Origin of the sequence: Streptacidiphilus sp. PB12-B1b, from assembly GCF_014084125.1 — a bacterium.
Taxonomy (GTDB): domain Bacteria; phylum Actinomycetota; class Actinomycetes; order Streptomycetales; family Streptomycetaceae; genus Streptacidiphilus.
The window spans coordinates 6,602,711-6,620,147 of record NZ_CP048405.1; the positions used below are offsets into that span (position 1 = coordinate 6,602,711).

At 72.0% G+C, this 17,437-nt stretch carries 17 protein-coding genes; 7 read left to right on the forward strand and 10 right to left on the reverse strand.

What is annotated here, in order from left to right:
* Positions 1–76: 76 nt before the first annotated feature.
* From GXW83_RS28715 to GXW83_RS28725, 3 genes are all read right to left on the reverse strand, one after another.
* Positions 77–742: a cyclase family protein gene (locus tag GXW83_RS28715; RefSeq protein ID WP_182445955.1), complete on the reverse strand. Its 666-nt coding sequence runs from the start codon at positions 740–742 to the stop codon at positions 77–79.
* Between the two features lie 75 nt (positions 743–817).
* Entirely contained in the window at positions 818–1,708 is an 891-nt protein-coding gene (locus GXW83_RS28720) for a TauD/TfdA family dioxygenase (protein WP_182445956.1), read from the reverse strand.
* A gap of 70 nt (positions 1,709–1,778) precedes the next feature.
* On the reverse strand, positions 1,779–3,659 hold the full coding sequence (locus tag GXW83_RS28725; protein WP_370466899.1) for a methylaspartate mutase subunit E: 1,881 nt from the start codon (positions 3,657–3,659) through the stop codon (positions 1,779–1,781).
* On the opposite strand from GXW83_RS28725, the gene GXW83_RS34565 reads away from it, so the two are divergent.
* From GXW83_RS34565 to GXW83_RS28755, 7 genes are all read left to right on the forward strand, one after another.
* Positions 3,543–3,926, forward strand: coding sequence for a hypothetical protein (locus GXW83_RS34565; RefSeq protein ID WP_225447308.1), 384 nt, complete (start codon positions 3,543–3,545; stop codon positions 3,924–3,926). The two genes, GXW83_RS28725 and GXW83_RS34565, sit on opposite strands and share 117 nt — an antisense overlap.
* A gap of 233 nt (positions 3,927–4,159) precedes the next feature.
* Complete coding sequence (locus tag GXW83_RS28730; protein WP_182445958.1) at positions 4,160–5,086, forward strand: phytanoyl-CoA dioxygenase family protein; 927 nt, start codon at positions 4,160–4,162, stop codon at positions 5,084–5,086.
* A 70-nt stretch (positions 5,087–5,156) separates the two neighbouring features.
* Positions 5,157–6,410, forward strand: coding sequence for an ATP-grasp domain-containing protein (locus GXW83_RS28735; protein ID WP_182445959.1), 1,254 nt, complete (start codon positions 5,157–5,159; stop codon positions 6,408–6,410).
* 5 nt (positions 6,411–6,415) lie between these two features.
* Complete coding sequence (locus tag GXW83_RS28740; protein WP_182445960.1) at positions 6,416–7,654, forward strand: MFS transporter; 1,239 nt, start codon at positions 6,416–6,418, stop codon at positions 7,652–7,654.
* The gene (locus GXW83_RS28745; RefSeq protein ID WP_182445961.1) at positions 7,651–8,862 is read left to right on the forward strand and encodes an ATP-grasp domain-containing protein; all 1,212 of its coding nucleotides are present in this window, start codon (positions 7,651–7,653) and stop codon (positions 8,860–8,862) included. The genes GXW83_RS28740 and GXW83_RS28745 overlap by 4 nt, the downstream gene beginning before the upstream one ends.
* Positions 8,863–8,908: 46 nt before the next feature.
* Entirely contained in the window at positions 8,909–9,700 is a 792-nt protein-coding gene (locus tag GXW83_RS28750) for an alpha/beta fold hydrolase (RefSeq protein ID WP_182445962.1), read from the forward strand.
* A gap of 275 nt (positions 9,701–9,975) precedes the next feature.
* Positions 9,976–11,319: a lipopolysaccharide biosynthesis protein gene (locus tag GXW83_RS28755; protein ID WP_182445963.1), complete on the forward strand. Its 1,344-nt coding sequence runs from the start codon at positions 9,976–9,978 to the stop codon at positions 11,317–11,319.
* Between the two features lie 32 nt (positions 11,320–11,351).
* On the opposite strand, the gene GXW83_RS28760 is transcribed toward GXW83_RS28755, so the two are convergent.
* The 7 genes from GXW83_RS28760 to GXW83_RS28790 all read right to left on the reverse strand — a co-directional run bounded on the left by GXW83_RS28760 (position 11,352) and on the right by GXW83_RS28790 (position 17,330).
* Positions 11,352–12,347, reverse strand: a complete 996-nt coding sequence (locus tag GXW83_RS28760; protein ID WP_182445964.1) for a DUF6528 family protein — start codon at positions 12,345–12,347, stop codon at positions 11,352–11,354.
* Positions 12,348–12,515: 168 nt separating this feature from the next.
* Positions 12,516–12,827, reverse strand: coding sequence for a DUF3349 domain-containing protein (locus GXW83_RS28765; RefSeq protein ID WP_182445965.1), 312 nt, complete (start codon positions 12,825–12,827; stop codon positions 12,516–12,518).
* 43 nt (positions 12,828–12,870) lie between these two features.
* A complete protein-coding gene (locus GXW83_RS28770; RefSeq protein ID WP_182445966.1) occupies positions 12,871–13,164 on the reverse strand; it encodes a hypothetical protein in 294 nt (97 codons plus the stop codon).
* Positions 13,165–13,201: 37 nt separating this feature from the next.
* On the reverse strand, positions 13,202–14,356 hold the full coding sequence (locus GXW83_RS28775) for an inorganic phosphate transporter (protein ID WP_225447309.1): 1,155 nt from the start codon (positions 14,354–14,356) through the stop codon (positions 13,202–13,204).
* 130 nt (positions 14,357–14,486) lie between these two features.
* Positions 14,487–15,104 carry an ATP-binding protein gene (locus GXW83_RS28780; RefSeq protein ID WP_225447310.1) on the reverse strand — a complete coding sequence of 206 codons (618 nt, stop codon included), beginning with the start codon at positions 15,102–15,104 and terminating at the stop codon, positions 14,487–14,489.
* A gap of 121 nt (positions 15,105–15,225) precedes the next feature.
* Complete coding sequence (locus GXW83_RS28785; protein WP_182445967.1) at positions 15,226–15,999, reverse strand: enoyl-CoA hydratase/isomerase family protein; 774 nt, start codon at positions 15,997–15,999, stop codon at positions 15,226–15,228.
* 116 nt (positions 16,000–16,115) lie between these two features.
* The gene (locus GXW83_RS28790) at positions 16,116–17,330 is read right to left on the reverse strand and encodes an Ig-like domain-containing protein (protein ID WP_225447311.1); all 1,215 of its coding nucleotides are present in this window, start codon (positions 17,328–17,330) and stop codon (positions 16,116–16,118) included.
* Positions 17,331–17,437 lie beyond the last annotated feature (107 nt).

Here is a 17,437-nt window from a genome sequence, read left to right on the forward strand (position 1 = left end):
GCGCCGGGCGCGGACCGACGACGGCGCGCAGGGACCGGCCGGCCGGTCCCTGCGCGCCTCGATGCTATTCGGGCTGTCAGTCCAGCACGGCCAGCGCCCGGGCCGGTGCGCCGTCGCCGCCGAGGACGTTGAGCACGCCCACGAACAGCGTGCACCACTGGTCCGGGACCTCCCGCAGCACCAGGTTCTCCAGGATCGGCAGGCCGCCGCCCAGCAGCGCGCGGTGCACGTCGTAGGGGAAGTCCTCCGGGCGCAGCGCCATCGGCAGGTCCGGGCTGATGGTGTCCATGCCGACCAGCCGCAGTCCGGTGGCCACGACCCATTCGGCGGCGTCGACCGCGAGGTACGGGTGCAGGTCCACATAGGCCGGGTCGGTGTAGCGGTCGTCCCAGCCGGTGCGGATCAGCAGCGCGTCACCGGGTTCCAGGACGGCGCCGGACTCCTCCACGGCGGCCTTCAGCTCGGCCGCCGTGATCGCGTCGGGGCCGTCCCGCAGTACCTGGACGCAGTACGCCCGACCGACCAGCGCCGACAGCGGCAGCTGGTCGACCGTGGCGCCGTCCTCGACGAAGTGCGAGGGGGCGTCCACATGGGTGCCGATGTGGGTCGGCATGTCCAGGCGCATGACCCGCATCCGGTGCTCCGCCCAGGTGCTGGTGGGCTTGAACTCGGGGGCCGGGACGCCGCGCGCGTGCGGCATACCCGTTTCCAGCGGGCGTGAGAGGTCAACGGTACGTGGCATGCGGTGCTCCCTGTTCGAACGTGACGGTCTGACAACGCGGTTCGGGCTCCCGGCGGCGCCTGGGCCCGCCCCGATTCACTCGGCTCGTCCCTCGCCCAGCACGCCGTAGACCCGGCGCAGCCGGCGGCTGGAGTGGGTCTCCTGGAACGGCCGACGGCCGTGCAGCATCCGCCGGTTGTCCCACAGCAGGCCGACGCCGCGTTCCAGCAGCACGGCCTCCGCGGTGACCGCCGCGGCGGCGGAGACCTCGTCGAACGCGTCCATGGCGGCCTGGAGTTCCGTCGGCACCGGGGTGTTCTCGGCGGCGAACGCCTGTTCGATGTACAGGCGGACGTAGCGCAGCTCGTAGCCGTCGGGCGTGCTGGTGAGCACCGGCTGCCGCTTGATCCTGACACCCGCCATCTGGTCCTTCACGTCGAACGGCACCGGCCGGCTCAGCTCGGCGACGTGCGCCGGGTCGATCCGGGCGAGCTGCTCGACCAGGCCGTCGACGTCCATCAGCAGCGTCTCTCCCCCGCCGGTCGCCGCGGACAGGCCGAACAGGAAGGCGACGTCGGGCAGTTGCGGCAACAGGGTGCCGTCGGTGTGGTAGTTGCCCGCCTTGTTGGAGTTCGAGTAGTGGCTGGTCTCCGCGGCCGACGCCTGGACCTCGACCGGGTAGATCAGCTCGCCGGAGCTGTACTGCGGGACCGCGCGGAAGAGCGCCCCGAAGAAGTTCCAGTAGAGGGTGGAGAGGTCGTGGTCGCTGAGCCCCTCGGGGGCGACCCGCACGACGACGCCGCCCGCCTGCCCGCGGACGGCCGCGAGTATCCCGTCGGCCAGCTCCTGGATCTCCGTGCTGGTCGTCCGGAACGCCTCGGTCGGCCATTTGTCCAGGGGGGTGTCCGCTTCGATGCCCCGCTCCAGCAGCGCCGGGACGGCCGCGCCGGGGATCGTGAACTCCGGGATCGTGAATTCCTTTGCCATCGTGCACTTTCCATTTCTATGACGGGATCAGGTCCGAAGTTTTTTACGACGTGGTCGGATCTACTGTCGTTCAGGCATCGAGCGGCCACTGCCGATAATGGCCCGATGGTATGCGCAGCACATCTCGTTCGACAAGCTGCCAATCGCTGCGCACCGGCGGGTTCTCGGTCCTGCGGCGTTCGCTCATCCGGCTCCGGTGGAATTCGATGACATCGGCGCTGAACCTGAGCCGACCGGTGTTCAGATAGCGCACCGCGCCATTGACGTCCCGGGCTGTCAGCACCTCACCGCGGTTGTAGACGCTGGGCGAGAAGGGGACGTCCAGATAACCGAGGGCGAATGCCTTCACCACGCCCTCCGTGAGGCTTCCGCCGCCGGCCAGCAGGACGCTCTCGAGGATCTGGTCCACCTCCGCCCGCAGGACGGTGGCCTCCTCACGGACCGTCTGCTCGTCCACCTCGATACCGTCCGCCTCGATCGAGCCAAGCCGGCTCAGGCGCAGCCCCTCCTGGTTGTCGGCCACCGACGGGATGGTGGTGGCCTCGACCGGTGTCTTGACGATCATCCGGGACGCCCCGGACAGCCGGCCGGTGGAGGCCGAGGCCACGATCAGCTGCGTCGCCCGCGCCCGGTCCTGCGGGAACGCCGCCATGTGCTGGTGGAAGACGGTGTTGACCTGGACCCCGGGATATCCCAGGTTGGCCAGGTATTTCTGGCCCAGTTCGCGCATGACCCTGATGGCGGCGATGTCCTGGGAGCGGTTTCCCTGTTCGGCATATCCGAGGGAAACCGAGCCCACGCCCTGGGCGGCCGCCAGCATGGCCTCGATCACATTCACCACGATGGCCAGGCTCGGCGGGATCAGGACGGCGGTGAGCGTACCGAAGAATTCACGGTCGATGACCACGCCGAACTTCTCGCGGTAGAGGCCGACCAGCCGGTCGACGTACTGCCACCGCCGGAGCGACTGGGCCGGCGCGTATTCCTTGAAATAGGGGATGTTGTAGGTGATCGCACCGCCCTCGAAGCCGGTGACGCCGCCGGCGCTCGATATCTCGGCGAGCAGCCGGGGATCGCGGGTGCTGTGCCGGGTCTGCAGCGGCGTCCGCACCTCGGAGATCATCTGCCGCAGGACGTCGACCCCGTGGTTCACCATGGGGAACCCGTTGAGCGTGGAGGCGCCGCGCTCCCGGCTCTCCGCGATGGCGTCGCCGGCCTTCTGGTACTCGTTGTTCCGGGTGAGCGAGTCGATCTGGTAGGACAGCACGTCCGCACCGGCCCGGCGCAGGCCCACGAACGCCGTGCGCTGCTGGACGGCGAGCGCCACGCCCGAGCGCGGCTGCACCAGGAACGGCCGCTCCACCCGGGGGCGCGGCAGGTGCGCGTGCGCGAACGACGGCTGCCGGAGCAGGAACGCCGCATTGTCCGCCAAGTCCCTTGCGCGGGCACCGGTCGGCCAGGACTCCAGCACCTCGGGCCGCTGCCGCTGCACGTCCTCCACGGTGAGCCGCTGGTCCGGCGGCGCCGTGCCCGGGTGCGGCGGCCAGGAGGCGACGGCGGGCCTGCCGCGGACCGCCGGGCTCCTGGTGGCCAGGTCCTCGGCCAGGACCGCGAGGACGGTGGGAATGTCGACGTACGTCGGGAAGACCCGCCGGAACCCCAGGCGCCGGGCCTCGCCGCGGATCCGCTCGGCGCTGCCCACGTCGAGGTTTCCACCGGCGTACCAGAGCGCGTCGGTGTCCGGGTACTTGAGCATCAGGTCCGGGAATTGCTTCAGATAGTGGCGCAGGTGACCGTCCATGCAGGAGATCATCACCACGTCCGCGTCGGCCGCGTGCCTGAAGAAGTCGTCGAGGTTGTTCTGCGTGCCCATGAAGTCGACCGCATGGCCTGCCTCAGTGATGGCGTGTTTCAGCAGAGTGAGCCCGACCGAATGAGCGTCGGCGCCGATCCCGCCGAGCACGATCGACCTTGGCGTCGGCAATCCCATGGTTTTTCTCCATTACCTTTTGGTACCGCAGTGACCCCGGTTCAGGATCGCGTCGACACCGAGTCCCCCGGACGCCGCTGTGGCTGGAGTTGCCCGCCGCCCCGGACCGAACACCTGTGGTACGACTGGTCATTCACCGGCGGCACGGTGTTCCGCGAGGCGCTGTACGAGGATCCGCGAGGCCGGCTCGGCGGCGCGGGAGAACGCGGCCATCGGCGATGTCTCTGACATTGAATACCTCGAGCGGGGGAGTGCGGGACAGCGTTGTGTCGACACTAGCCAAGAAGTGCACATCCACCAGCGGCAGAAGTGCGGCAGAAGTGCGGCAGAAGCACGCCCATTGACCGGTCCGACTGCCCCTGCGGCGGGGACTGCCTTGCGTGCGGCGCCGGTTGCCGTGTATGAATTGGCTGGCAAGAATCTGCGGGAGCTACAAGGTGACTGTGCGAAAGGGTTAATCAATGGGAAACGCCCTCAGCCAGGGGCAGGTCGATTTCTACCGCGAGAACGGGTTCTGTGTCGCCGAGGGGATTTTCGACGCCGCGGTGATCGAGCAGGCGCGAGCCGTTGTGGACGGCCTGCTCTCCTCCGCGGACCTGGCCAGTGTGGCCGAGGCCGAGCCGGAGGACGGCTCCCGGGCCCGCCGCATCTGGGCACCCACCTCACGGGACAAGCTCTTCGCCGGCATCGCCGAGGACACCCGACTCCTGGACGCCGTCGAGCAGCTGATCGGCCCCGACATCGTCCTGCAGTACTCCAAGCTCAACGTCAAACCCCCGCGCGTGGGCAGCGTCGTGGAATGGCACCAGGACTTCGCGTACTACCCGCACACCAACACCGACCTGGTCGCCACCCTCATCTACCTGGACGACGCCACCCGCGAGAACGCCTGCCTGCGCGTGGTCCCCGGCTCCCACCGGCACGGCCTGTTCAAGCACGAGGCCGACGGCCACTTCGTCGGCAAGGTCGCCTCCCCCGCCGACGCCGGACTGGACGACGCCACCGTCACCGACTGCGAGGGACCGGCAGGATCGGTGGTCTTCATCCACCCCCTGCTCCTGCACAGCTCGGAGAAGAACCTCTCGGACATGTACCGCCGCGTCTTCATCCCCTCCTACCGCGCGGCCGACGCCCTGCCCATCTACTACGGCCCGCACGCCGCCCACAACGAGCCCACCGCCAAACTCGTCCGCGGCACCACCCCCAGGACCGTCCGCAGCGAACCCGGCCAGTGGCAGCTCCCCATCGCCGCAGCCGAGTTCAACTCCCTCTACCAGGTCCAGGAAGGCTCCCACCTGGGCAACGGGACCAAGACCCCCACCGGCTACTTCGCCCACGAAACCGACACCGACACCAGCACCAACGCCGGTACCGGCGCCTCGATGTGAACATGAACGGAGCCCCGGCGCAGGGCCCGAACAAGCCCCGCGCCGGGGACGAGAAGCAACAAGGAGCATCATGACCAGCCCGCTGAGCGGCAAGCCCGCTGTCGTGCTCATGGACCCCTGCGGGCCGAGCATGGGTTTCAAACCCCAGGCCGCCGAGCGCGGGTTGGCCGTGATCTCCGTCTACACCATGCCCCGTGAGCACGTCCAGAGCCGTTGGCCGGACCACACCACGGGCGACACGGTCAGCATCTACGCGGCGGAGCCGGACCGGATCCGGGCCGAACTCGCCGAGCTGGGCGCCGACATCCGCGCGGTGGTGCCCGCCTCCGACGTGTCCGTGGACCAGGCGGACACGCTGGCCGAGGAGTTCGGGCTGCCCGGCAACGGCGCCCGGCTCGCCGTCGCCCGCCGGGACAAGTCGGTGATGCGGGAGACGGCCGCGCGGGCGGGGATCCGCATCCCCCGGTACGCGCTGGTCGAGGACGCGGCCGACATCCCCGATGCCGCGCGCGCCGTCGGCTTCCCCGCCTTCCTCAAGCAGACGACCGGGGGCTCGTCGCACGGCGTCCGGCTGCTGAGCGGCCCCGAGGACGTCGAGGACCTCTCGACCCTGCACCAGACCGACCACTTCGGCCGGCCGGTCCAGGGCTGGCTGGTCGAGCAGTACGTGCGCGGCCGTGAACTGGGCGTCAACTTCTTGTCGCACAACGGCGAGCACCACATCGTGGACATCTGGGAGTACCGGCAGCCCGACGACCGGGACTACGCGTTCCCCTACTGGGACTGGGCGCAGATCCCGCAGGACGACCCCGACTGGCAGACGGCCGTCGACTACGTGCGGCCGGTGCTGGACGCGTTCGGCGTGCGCCTGGGCCCCAGCCACACCGAGATCAAGGTCTCGGACGGCGACGCCTACCTCATCGAGCTGGGCGCCCGGCTGCCCGCCTACCCCATGATCGACGCGTGGATCGCGCACAGCGACCTCGACCCGCACGGCCAGACCCTGGCCTGCCGGCTGGGCGAGGTGCCGAAGATCGCGGCCGCGCCGGTGCGGCACCACAGCTTCTGCGGCGCCAACGCCATCCGCAACGACGGTCCGGCCGGTCGGCTGGTGGAGATCCGCGGACTGGACAAGGTGGAGCAACTGCCCGGCGTGGACAAGCTGGTGGTGGGCCCCCGGCCGGGCGACACGGTGCCCACGACCGGCAGCATCAAGACCATTCCGGTGCGGGTGAGCGTCTCGGCGCCGGACCACCCGACCCTGGTCGAGCGGCTCACCGCGGTCCGCGAGGCCGTGGACATCGTGCTGGAACCGGTCCGCTGATCTCGATGAGGTTCTTGTCCCCGTACCGGGAGCTGTTCTCCCTGCCGAGATTCGGCTCGTCCCTGTTCGCGGCTGTCGCAGCCAAGCTCAGGCCGGGTATCTCCTCGCTCGCCCTCCTGCTGGAGGTCGCGCACTACCGGGGCTTCGACCAGGCGGCCGTCGTCGTCTCGGTGTCGGCGCTGGCCGGGGCCACCCTCCCGCTGCGCGGCAGGCTGGTGGACCGCTACGGCTACCCGCTGGTGCTGGCTCCGGCGCTGGTGGCGTACCTGGTGACGCTGGCCGTCCTGGTGCTGAACGAGAGCACCCGCGGACCGTTCGCCGTCACCCTCGTCAGCGCGTTCCTCTCCGGGCTGTCGGCTCCCCCGATCCAGATCGTGACCCGGCTGATGTGGGGCACGCTGACCACGGGCACGCTCCGGACGACCGTCCTGTCGCTGGACGCCATGCTGACCGACGTGGGCTTCATCGTCGGTCCGACCATCGCGGCCTTCCTGGTGGTGGTCGTGGCGCCGTGGGCCGGTCTGGCCGCCTCCGCGCTGCTGTGCGCCTGCTCGACCCTGCTGCTGCTCTCCCGCAGACCGCCAAAGCCGCCGAAACGGGAGTCGTCCGAGAAGCGCCACTGGCTGGGCCCGCTGGGCAACCAGGTGCTGCGCCGGACGATGGCGGCGGCGGTCTCCTTCTTCCTCGGGGTCCGCGCCATCGAGCTGGCCTTCCCCGCCTGGGCGCAGCAGCACCACGCGCCGCTGATGAGCGGGGTGCTGCTGAGCTGCATGTCGGTGGGCAGCGTGGGCGGCGGGCTCATCCGGGGCGCCCTGCCGGAGCGTTGGTCTGCCAAGGCCACCCTGCCGGTGACGCTGGTCGTGCTGTGCCTGGGCACCCTGCTGGTGGCGGCGGCCAGCTTCAGCTGGACGGCGGTCCTGATCGCGGCTGCGGCGGTCATGGGCATCGCGCTGGGGCCCAGCTTCGTGGCCCTGTGGGTGATGGCGAGCGACCTGTCCCCGGCGGACATGTCCGCGGAGACCCTGTCGTGGATCAGTTCGTGCATGTCGCTGGGCGGGTCCGTCGGCGCGGCGGTCGGCAGTGTGGTCGCCGCGGCCGCCGGTCCGGCGTCGCTGCTGGTGGTCTCGGCCGTGGCCCTGGCCACCGCGTCCTGGCTGGCGCACCTGGCCATCGCGGCCAGGCCGGCGGCGGATCAGCTGCCGGGCGTCGACGTCCACCAGGCCGTGAAGGCGGGAGAGCCGTGACGCGCCAGCGGGTGGCCCTGGTGAGCCACGTCGGCTACGACACCTACCGGCACCCCGACGGCAGCCTCTTCTTCCCCCCGGACGAGTACGACGTCACGCTGCTGGCCCGGCCCCGGCACCTCGCCCAGGTGTCTCCCGGGCAGGTGGGCCGCTGCATACCGGTGGACATCGACGCCCCGGCCGGGCTCGCCCTGCCGGAGCTGGTCGGTGACGCCGCGTTCGACTGGGTGGTGGCGACCCAGGAGCGGCTGCTGCTTCCGGCGGCGCGGCTGCGCGAGGCCCTGGGCGTGGCCGGGCAGGGAACGGAGCAGACGCTGCTGCTCCGCGACAAGGTGGCCATGAAGCGCCACTTCTCGGCGCACGGCATCCGGGTCCCGGAGTTCCTGGAGGTCTCCGAACCCGCCCAGGCGGCAGGGCTGCTGGACCGGTTCGGCCAGATCGTCGTCAAGCCGGTCCACGGCGCCGGCTCCTTCGATGTGCACATGGTCCGCGACCACGACCAGCTGATGCGCCTGCAGCGGCAGGGATTCGCCGGTCAGGACCGTTACGAGGCCGAGGAGTTCATCACCGGTCGGCAGTTCCACATCGACAGCGCCGTCAGCAACGGCGTGCCGGTCGCCGCCTCCGTCTCGCAGTACCTGGACTCGCACGAGACCTTCCCGCTGGACGGGCAGATCCGCTCGCACACCCTGGACGACGGGCCCGACCTCGAACTCCTGCTGGAGTTCAACCGCGCGGTGCTCGGCTGCATCGGCTGGTTCAGCGGCGCCGCGCACCTGGAGGCGTTCCTCGACACCCACGGCAGTCCGGTGTTCTGCGAGTTGGGCGGACGCCCCGGCGGCGCCGGGATCGAGACCGCGTTCCGGCACCGCCACGGGATCTCGCTGCTCCACTCCAGCATCCTGCCGCAGCTCGGGCGCCAGGTCGCGGACGGCGGCCCGCGGGCGCGCCCGGACCGACCGGCGACCGGCTGGTCGATGGTCTACCCGCCCCGGCTGGGCCGTTTCCGCGGCTACGACGCGCTGCCCAAGGCCGACTGGCTGCTCCAGCTCACCACGCCCTACCGCCCCGGCGACCCGGTGCGGCCGCCCAGGCGGTCCACGGACGCCCTCGCGGTCGCGGCCGTCTGCGGCCGGGACGCGGCCGAGGTGGTCGACCGGCTGGCCGAGGTCAAGCGCGGGATCGGCGTCACCATCACCCCGGAGTGATCCGCCCCACCGCGTATGCTGCCGCCGACACGGAAGCGAGGAGCCGATGACGCACGCGACCACCACGGACGGTGTCCGCATCGCCTACCAGCTCCAGGGCCAGGGCGCGCCGCTGGTCCTGCTGGCCGGCCAGGCCAACAACCACCACTGGTGGGACCAGGTCCGGGCCGACTTCCATCCCGCCCGCAGCACCCTCACCCTCGACTACCGCGGCACCGGCGACAGCGACAAGCCCGACGCCCCGTACAGCACCGAGCTGTTCGCCGAGGACGTCATCGCCGTCCTGGACCGGCTCGGCATCGACCGGGCCGACGTCTACGGCACCTCCATGGGCGGGCGGGTGGCCCAGCAGCTGGCGGCCCGCCACCCGCACCGGGTGGCCGCGCTGGTGCTCGGCTGCACCTCCCCCGGCGGCCCGCACGGCGTCGAGCGCAGCAACGACGTCCGCAAGGCCCTGGCGCAGCCCCGGCCCGAGGCCGCGCGGCAGGCCCTGCTGGAGCTGATGTACACGCCCCGGTGGCTCGACTCCCATCCGGGCCCGCACCACACCCTCGGCGATCCGGGCATGCCCGCCCACGCCCGGCGCCACCACCTGGCGGCCAGCAACCGGCACGACGCCTGGGAGCTGCTGCCGGACATCGCCGCACCCACCCTGGTGATCCACGGGGCCGACGACCTGCTCAACCCCGCCGCCAACGCCCCGCTGCTCGCCGACCGCATCCCCGGCGCCCGGCTGGAGCTGATCCCGCAGGCCCGGCACGCCTACTTCGAGGAGTTCCGCGCCCTGGCCGGGCCGCTGGTCCTGGACTTCCTGACCACCGCCCCGAGCAGGCCGTAGCCGCACCGCCGAAGGCGCTGGTCTCCGGCGGGTCCGCCGCCTGAACCGACGGCGGGCGGACCCACGTGGGGGCGGGCGCAGTACGGCTAGAGTCTTCCCGCGGAGCGCCCGCCCCCACGACGACGAGCCCGGCCTGGAACCCTGATGCGCCCCTTCGTGCAGATAGCCCCGAACCACCCGCCCCGCCGGGCCGGGCTGGCGCGCGCGGTACCGGCGGGCCGCCCGTGAGCCGGGCCGGCAGGCGCAGCCCCAAGCACGCGCGTCCACCGGACCAGGTGTACCGCAGCTCCTTCTTCCTGCTCGCCGCGACCGTCGTCACCTCCGGCCTCGGCTTCCTGTTCTGGGTGGTCGTCGCGCGCTTCTACAGCCCCTCGCAGGTCGGGCTGGCCACCTCGCTGATCTCCGCGACCTCGCTGATCTCCTACCTGAGCCTGTTCGGCCTCAACAGCACGCTGATCCGCTTCCCCGCCGCCGGGGTCTCCCGCAACGGCCAGATCACCCAGTCGCTGGTGGTGGTGGCGGCCACCTCGTGCGCGGTGGGGATCGGCTACCTGGCCGGGCTGCCGTGGTACGGGCAGCGGCTCCTCTTCGTCCGCGACCACCTGCTGCTGTCGGCGGCCTTCGTGGTCTTCTGCGCCTGCGCCGCGCTGAACCTGCTGACCGACTCGGTCTTCATCAGCGCCCGGGTGCCGCAGTACAACGTGCTGGTGGACGGCGTTCTGCAGGGCCTGGCCAAGCTGGCGCTGCCGGCCCTGCTGGTCGGCAGCGGCGTGGCCGGCATCCTCGACTCGGTCGGCGGCGGCTACGTCGTGGCGGTGCTGGCCTCGCTGGTGCTGATGAGCCGCAGGCTCGGCTTCCGCTTCGACCTGCTCTCCCGGGGGACGCGGCTGCGCGAGCAGCTGCGCTTCTCCGTGGCCAGCTACGTCTCCAGCCTGCTCAACCTCGCCCCGCTGATGGTCGTGCCGCTGATCGTGCTGCAGCAGCTGGGAGCGGCCGCGGCCGGCTACTACTTCGTCGCCTTCCAGATAGCCAACCTGCTCAACTCGGTGTCGTACGCGGTGAGCGAGGCGGTCTTCGCCGAGGTCTCCTACGACCCCTCCCGCTTCGGGGTGCTGCTGCGGCGCTCGGTGGTGATCATCATCGGCGTGCAGATACCGGCCGCGGCGACGGTCGCGTTCGGCAGCGGGCTGCTGCTGACACTCTTCGGCGGCGGCTACGCCACCCAGGCGCACCCGCTGCTCCAGGTCTTCGCCATGGGCGCGCTCGCGGTCGCGCTGAACACCTGGGCGGGCTACATCCTCAAGCTGGTCCGGCTGATGCGCGCGCTGATCCTCAGCAATGTCGTCTACGCGGTGGTGACCATCGCCCTGTCCGTGCTCTGGGCCCCGCACGGGCTGGTCTGGCTGGGCTGGGCCTGGGCGGCCGGCAACGTCGCCTCCGGGCTGGTCGCCCTGGTCGCCCTGGTCACCCGGCGGCGCCGGCGGACCGCCCCCGCGCCGGAGCAGCCGACGGCGCTGGACCAGCCGACGCTGCAGCTCGCCGTGGTCTGGGACACCTCCGATCCGGACCGGCCCTGGGCGCGGAGCCCGCTCCAGCCGTGGGGCGAAGCCACGGAGTGACGTCAGCGGCCTGCGGGTCCGGGCGGACGCGGTCAGGCCCGGCCGATCGCCCAGCGCGCCTTGTACAGGGCCGCCCCCGGGAAGGTCTCCACCCCGTCGGGATCGACCAGTTCGACGGTGGAGGTGCACCAGACGCAGGGGTTGTCGAGGCTCGGCGTCACCAGCAGGATCTGCCCGGTCGCCGGATCGTCGCCGATGCTCTTCACCGACGGGTGGTCCACCCGCGCCTGCTCCGGGAATGGCACGAAGGCCGCGTCCGGCACGCTGAACTGCAGGACGTGCCCGTCCGTGGTGACCCACAGCCGGTCGGGATCGCCCGCCACCGGGCCCAGGTCGTGGCCGCCGCCGTAGCCCGGCAGCGGAAACCGGGCGACCTCGCTCAGCTGCGGGTACAGCCGGCTGCGGTTGCAGGCCAGGGCCACCAGCACGGACCCGCCCACCGCCCACAGCAGCCCGGTGCCGGCGTCCCAGTGCACCCCGTGCGCGCCCGGCAGCAGGTACTCGGCGCAGCGGGTGCTGCGCGGGCCCAGCGCCGCCGCGTACAGCCGCACCCAGCCGCCGTCGCTCGCGGCCACCGCCACACCGCCGTCCGGCAGCAGCTCCACCGAGTGCGGGTTGGCCCCGGGGACGACGGTGGCCCAGTACACCTCGCCGTCCGGGAAGCCCGCCACCACGACCAGCCCCTCCGAGGCGCAGGCAGCCACCGCCGGGGAGCCGTACAGTCGCGTCCACTTGGCCTCGCTGACGAGGTGCCAGCTCTCCTCGGGGCGCAGGTCGTCCAGCGAACCGCCGGGCGTCCAGACCCACTGCGCACCGGCCAGCGAGCGCCGCGCCACGGCCTCGGGCTCCAGCAGCACCACGCTGCGGGACGCCTGGTCGGCGGCGATGACCAGGGTGCCCCCGGCGCTCCTCGGCGCGGCCTCGGCGCGGGCGGGCCGGGCCGCCGTCGCCGCCAGGCCCGCGGCGGCGGCCACCCCGCCGCGCAGCAGGGCACGACGGTCCGGACGGTAGGCAGAAGCCAGGCGCACAGGGTCTCATCTCTCCACGGCGGCTCGGTGCAGGGCAACCCCCGGCACCGCCCATACTCGGCAGCCGCCCCGGCGAAACCAAGAACCGACACGAAACGACACCACACGGTCCGTACCGGCACGGACCGGACGGCGCAGTGCAGCGCGACCGCGCTGCGGGGCCTGCCGTCAGTCGCGGGGCGCCAACTCGCCGGGCCCGGCCAGCGGCCAGCCCCCGGCGGCGAGCCGGGCGCTGACCCGGGCCACGTCCGACTCCAGCGGCCGGGCGTTGGTGACGCCGGCGATGGCGTCGCGGACGGCCTGCGCCGAGGCCGGGTCTCCGGTCGAGGCCAGCTCCTCGGCCAGGGCCGCCACGTCGGCGTCGCTGAGGCGGCGGGAGAGCAACGCGAACAGCGGGATGTAGTCGTAGGTGGGAACGCCCTCGGGGTAGCCGGCCCGGAGCCAGCCTATGACCGAGGAGAGAAGGGGCGGCAGGGCCATGGCTTGCGAACCTCTCGGTGTGGATTCCGCTCGTCCGTGGCCATCAGCTGCCCGCGACGATGAAGTAGATGCCCCAGGCCACTCCGCCCAGGACCACGGCGAAGCAGAGCGCGGCGAGGGCGATCCCCAGCGGGCTGCCGCCGACGATCCGCTCGTCCTGCTGGGCGGTGGCGGTCCCGGCCCGGGCCGGGGCCGGGGCCGGGCGGGGGCTGCTGTGGCCGCCGGACATGCCGAGGGCGCGCAGGCCCACGGCGAACAACGCGGGCAGGCCCGCCCCGGCGATCAGGCCGACGACGACGATCTGCCACAGGGCGTGCAGGTCGATCCAGGAGTTCACGGCTGCTCCCCCTCGGCTGCGATGGCGGTGAGGCCGGTCATACCGGTGTGGCCTCCTTGGCCGGAACGGGCGGGGCGACCGTGCCCGTCCATTCGGCGTTGACGTTGGAGTGGCTGACGGCGCTGGACCGCGACTTCAGGTAGATCAGGCAGCCGACCGCGAGCAGGATCACCAGGTCGACCACGGCGCCCGCGTCGCCTCCGATGGCGTCGGCCAGCGCATAGGCGCCCGCGCCCACCAGCCCGGCGGCCGGAAGGGTGAACAGCCAGGCCGTGGCCATCCGCCCGGCGACCCCCCAGCGGACGACGGCGCCCTTCTTGGCGACGCCGGTGCCCAGGATCGAGCCGGTGGCGACGTGGGTGGTGGACAGCGAGTAGCCGAAGTGGCTGGAGAGCAGGATGACGGCGGCGGAGGAGGACTCGGCGGCCATGCCCTGCGGGGCCTCGATCTCCACCAGGCCCTTGCCGAGCGTGCGGATCACCCGCCAGCCGCCGGTGTAGGTGCCGATGCTGATCGCCAGGCCGCAGGAGAGAATCACCCAGAAGGGTGCCTTGGCGTCGGCGGGGACGCTGCCGTTGGCGATCAGCGCCAGGGTGATCACGCCCATGGTCTTCTGCGCGTCATTGGTGCCGTGGGCCAGCGAGACCATGGACGCCGAACCGATCTGGCCGATCCGGAAGCCGTGGCTCCGTGCCCCGTCGGAGACGCCCCGGCTGATCCGGTACACCAGGTAGGTCCCGGTCGCGGCGATCAGACCGGCGATGACCGGGGACAGGCCGGCCGGGATGATCACCTTCTCGACCAGCCCGTGCCACTTCACCGCGCTGCCCCCGGCCGCGGCCAGGGTGGAGCCGACGACCCCCCCGATCAGCGCGTGCGAGGAACTGGAGGGTATGCCGAAGTACCAGGTCAGCAGGTTCCAGATGATCCCGCCGGCAAGACCGGCGAAGACCACGGTCAGGGTCACGAGCTTGGTGTCCACCAGGCCGCTGGCGATGGTCGCAGCGACGCTCAGCGAGAGGAAGGCCCCGACCAGGTTCAGCAGGCCGGACAGGGCGACGGCAGTGCGGGGGCCGAGTGCGCCCGTTGCGATGGACGTGGCCATCGCGTTCCCGGTGTCGTGAAAACCGTTCGTGAAGTCGAAGGCGAGAGCCGTGACGACGACAAGAACCAACAAGAAGTCGTTTCCCACCCAGCCAGCGTCCCGAGGTCAGCGGCTGCTGTCGACCGGTGCGGGCAACAGTTGGGCCATCTGCTCTCAAGCCGACATCCGGCGTACACCGGGAGTTGTCCGGGGGTCACCGCCCGTGGGGCCGGGGGCGTCAGGCGGCCTCCCGCACCCGCAGCTCGAACCAGACCGACTTGCCGTGCGACAGCAGGTCCGCACCCCAGCGCTGGGCGAGGGTGTTGACCAGTTGCAGGCCGCGCCCGCCCTCGTCGTCCACCTCGCCCATGATCAGGCAGGGCAGCGCCCGGGAGGGATCCCTCACCTCGAAGCGGACGCAGCCCTGGCGGCGCACCAGCCGCAGGCCGAAGGTGCGCCCCCCGGTGTGCCGGACCGCGTTGGCGATCAGCTCGGCGACCAGTTGGACCGCCACGTCACCATGGCCGCCCAGACCCCAGGACTCCAGGGCGGACATGGTGAGGCGGCGGGCCCGCGCCGCCGAACCCGGTCCGGCGGATAACCGGACCTCGTCGTTGGCCGGGTCGATGAGCTGGCCGAACAGCGCCCGTTCCAGCTCCTCCGAGGAGGCACAGGACAGAGCCGCGCGCTGATCGTCCGCCGGCGGCTCGACGGTTCTCGCAGCAGCCCTGGAATCCCCTTCGACCACCGGTGGAACCGCAGGTCGGGAACCTGGTTCGGGCTCAGGCCAGGCGGTGCGGGTGGCACCGCCACCCATGGCCGGATACTGCTGCTGCATGTCGCCGCGTGCTGCCATGCCCTTCATGATGACCGCTGTTGCGTGATCACGGGAGCACTATGCGTAAAGAATCATCAGTGCTTCTGGCATATGCCCTGTTTCCCGAGGTCGCAGGATCGAGCGTCGATCAGCCGTCCGGTCAGCGGAACGTGGCCTTCCCCGGGCCGTCCTCGATGAAACTCCGCATACCGATTTCCCGGTCCTCGGTGGCGAACAACCCGGCGAACAACTGCCGCTCGATGGCGAGCCCGGTCTCCAGGTCGGTGTCCAGCCCCCGGTCCACCGCCTCCTTGGCGGCGCGCAGCGCGTAGGCCGGTCCGGCCGCCAGCTTCAGGGCCCAGGCGCGGGCGGTCGGGTAGACCTCCTCCGCCGGGACGACCTGGTCGGCGAGGCCGATCCGCAGCGCCTCGTCGGCGCGGACCTGGCGGCCGGTGAAGATCAGCTCCTTGGCCCGGGAGGGGCCCACCAGCCGGGACAGCCGCTGGGTGCCCCCGGCCCCGGGGATCAGCCCGAGCAGGATCTCCGGCTGGCCGAACTTGGCATTGTCGGCGGCGATCCGGATGTCCGCGCACAGCGCCAGCTCACAGCCCCCGCCCAGGGCGTAGCCGGTGACGGCGGCCACCACCGGCTTGGGAATCCGGGCCACGGCGGTGAAGGACGCCTGCAGCGCCGCGCCCCGCTCCAGCATGTCGGTGTACGACATGCGCTGCATCTCCTTGATGTCGGCCCCGGCCGCGAACACCCGCTCGCCGCCGTACACCACCACCGCGCGGACGTCGCTGCGGGCGGCGGCCTCCTCGGCGACCTCCTTGAGCTGGTCCTGCATGGCGACGTCCAGCGCGTTCATCGGCGGCCTGGACAGGAGGATCGTGCCGACGGCGTCCTCCACCTCGAACTCGACGAAGCGGTCCATGACGATCTCCTAGGGGTGGGGGCGGACGGTGATGTGAACGCATGCTAACGGGCCGCGCCGACCCGCCGACACACCGCCGACCGCCCCGCCCCTCGGGCGGCGCCCGGGCCCGGCCCTCAGCCGGCCCCCGCCGTCCACTCGGCCCAGGACAGGTTCCAACCGTTCAGCCCGTTGTCCGGCCGGACCGGGGCGGAGGGCGAGCCGACGACCGTGACCACGTCGCCGACCAGGGAGTTGTCGTAGAACCAGGCGGCCGGGGTGGACGGGTCGCTGCCGCCCTCGACGTCGTGCAGGCCGATGCAGCCGTGGCTGGTGTTGGCGCTGCCGAACGTCGACACCGGCCGCCAGTAGTTGCCGTGGACGAAGGTCCCCGAGGTGGTCAGCCGCATGGCGTGCGGGACGTCCGGGATGTCGTAGGCGTCGCCGAGGCCGACCGTCTCGGCGTTCATGTCGATGCTCGGGTACTTCTGCGAGATCACCATGATGCCGTTCCAGGTCTCGTCCCCGGGCTGGCCGAGCGTGGCCGGGAGGGTGCGGTAGACCGCGCCGTCGCGGTAGACGGTGAGCCGGTGGGTGGTGTTGTCGGCGACGCTGGTCTGGTTGCGGCCGATGCTGAAGGGGACGTCCTTCTCCTGGGTGTCGTAGACCCCGGGCGAGGTCTGAGTGCCGTCCAGGCCCAGGTGCAGCGTGACCCGGGTACCCGCCGCCCAGTACGCCTGCGGGCGGAAGTCGATGCGGCTGCTGCCGAACCAGTGGCCCGCCACCGGGACGCCCGGGTCGGCGGTGACGGTTATGGCCCGCTGCACCGCGGCCCGGTCGGCGGCGGCCACCGGGCGCAGGAAGGTGATCGACACCTCCATGCCGACGCCGTAGACGGCCCCCGGGGAGACGTTGAAGACCCCGGCATTGGCCGTACGCGGGGTCAGCGTGGTGAACGTCGAGGTGCGGGTGGTGCTGCGGCCCCGGGCGTCCACCGCCGTGGCGGAGACCGTGTAGCGGGTGCCGGTGCGCAGCGCGCCGCTCGGCGTCCAGGAGCTGCCGTCGGCGGCGAGCGAGCCTGCCGCCCGGGCCCCCTCGGCATCGGTGACGGTGACCGAGGTCAGCCGGCCGGAGCCGACCCGGACCGTCAGGGCCCCGGTGGTGCCCACATCGGCCGCGCCGCTTCTGGGCAGGATGGTCAGCGCGGCGGCCGAGACCGTGGACGCGGGCGCGGGCACCGACCGCGCCGCCGAACCCGTGCCGGGACTGGAGCCGGAGCCGGAGCCGCCGGCCGCGTCGCTGGAGGGGTGCGCGGCCGCGCCCCCGGCGCAGGCCGAGGCCAGCAGTAACACCGCCCCGGCAGCCGCCGCCGTCCACCCCGCGCGGAACCGGCCGCCCCGGCGGCGCACCCCACCGCCGGGCCGCAGCCCTGCCGTACCGTCAGAACCCCTGCCGTCGA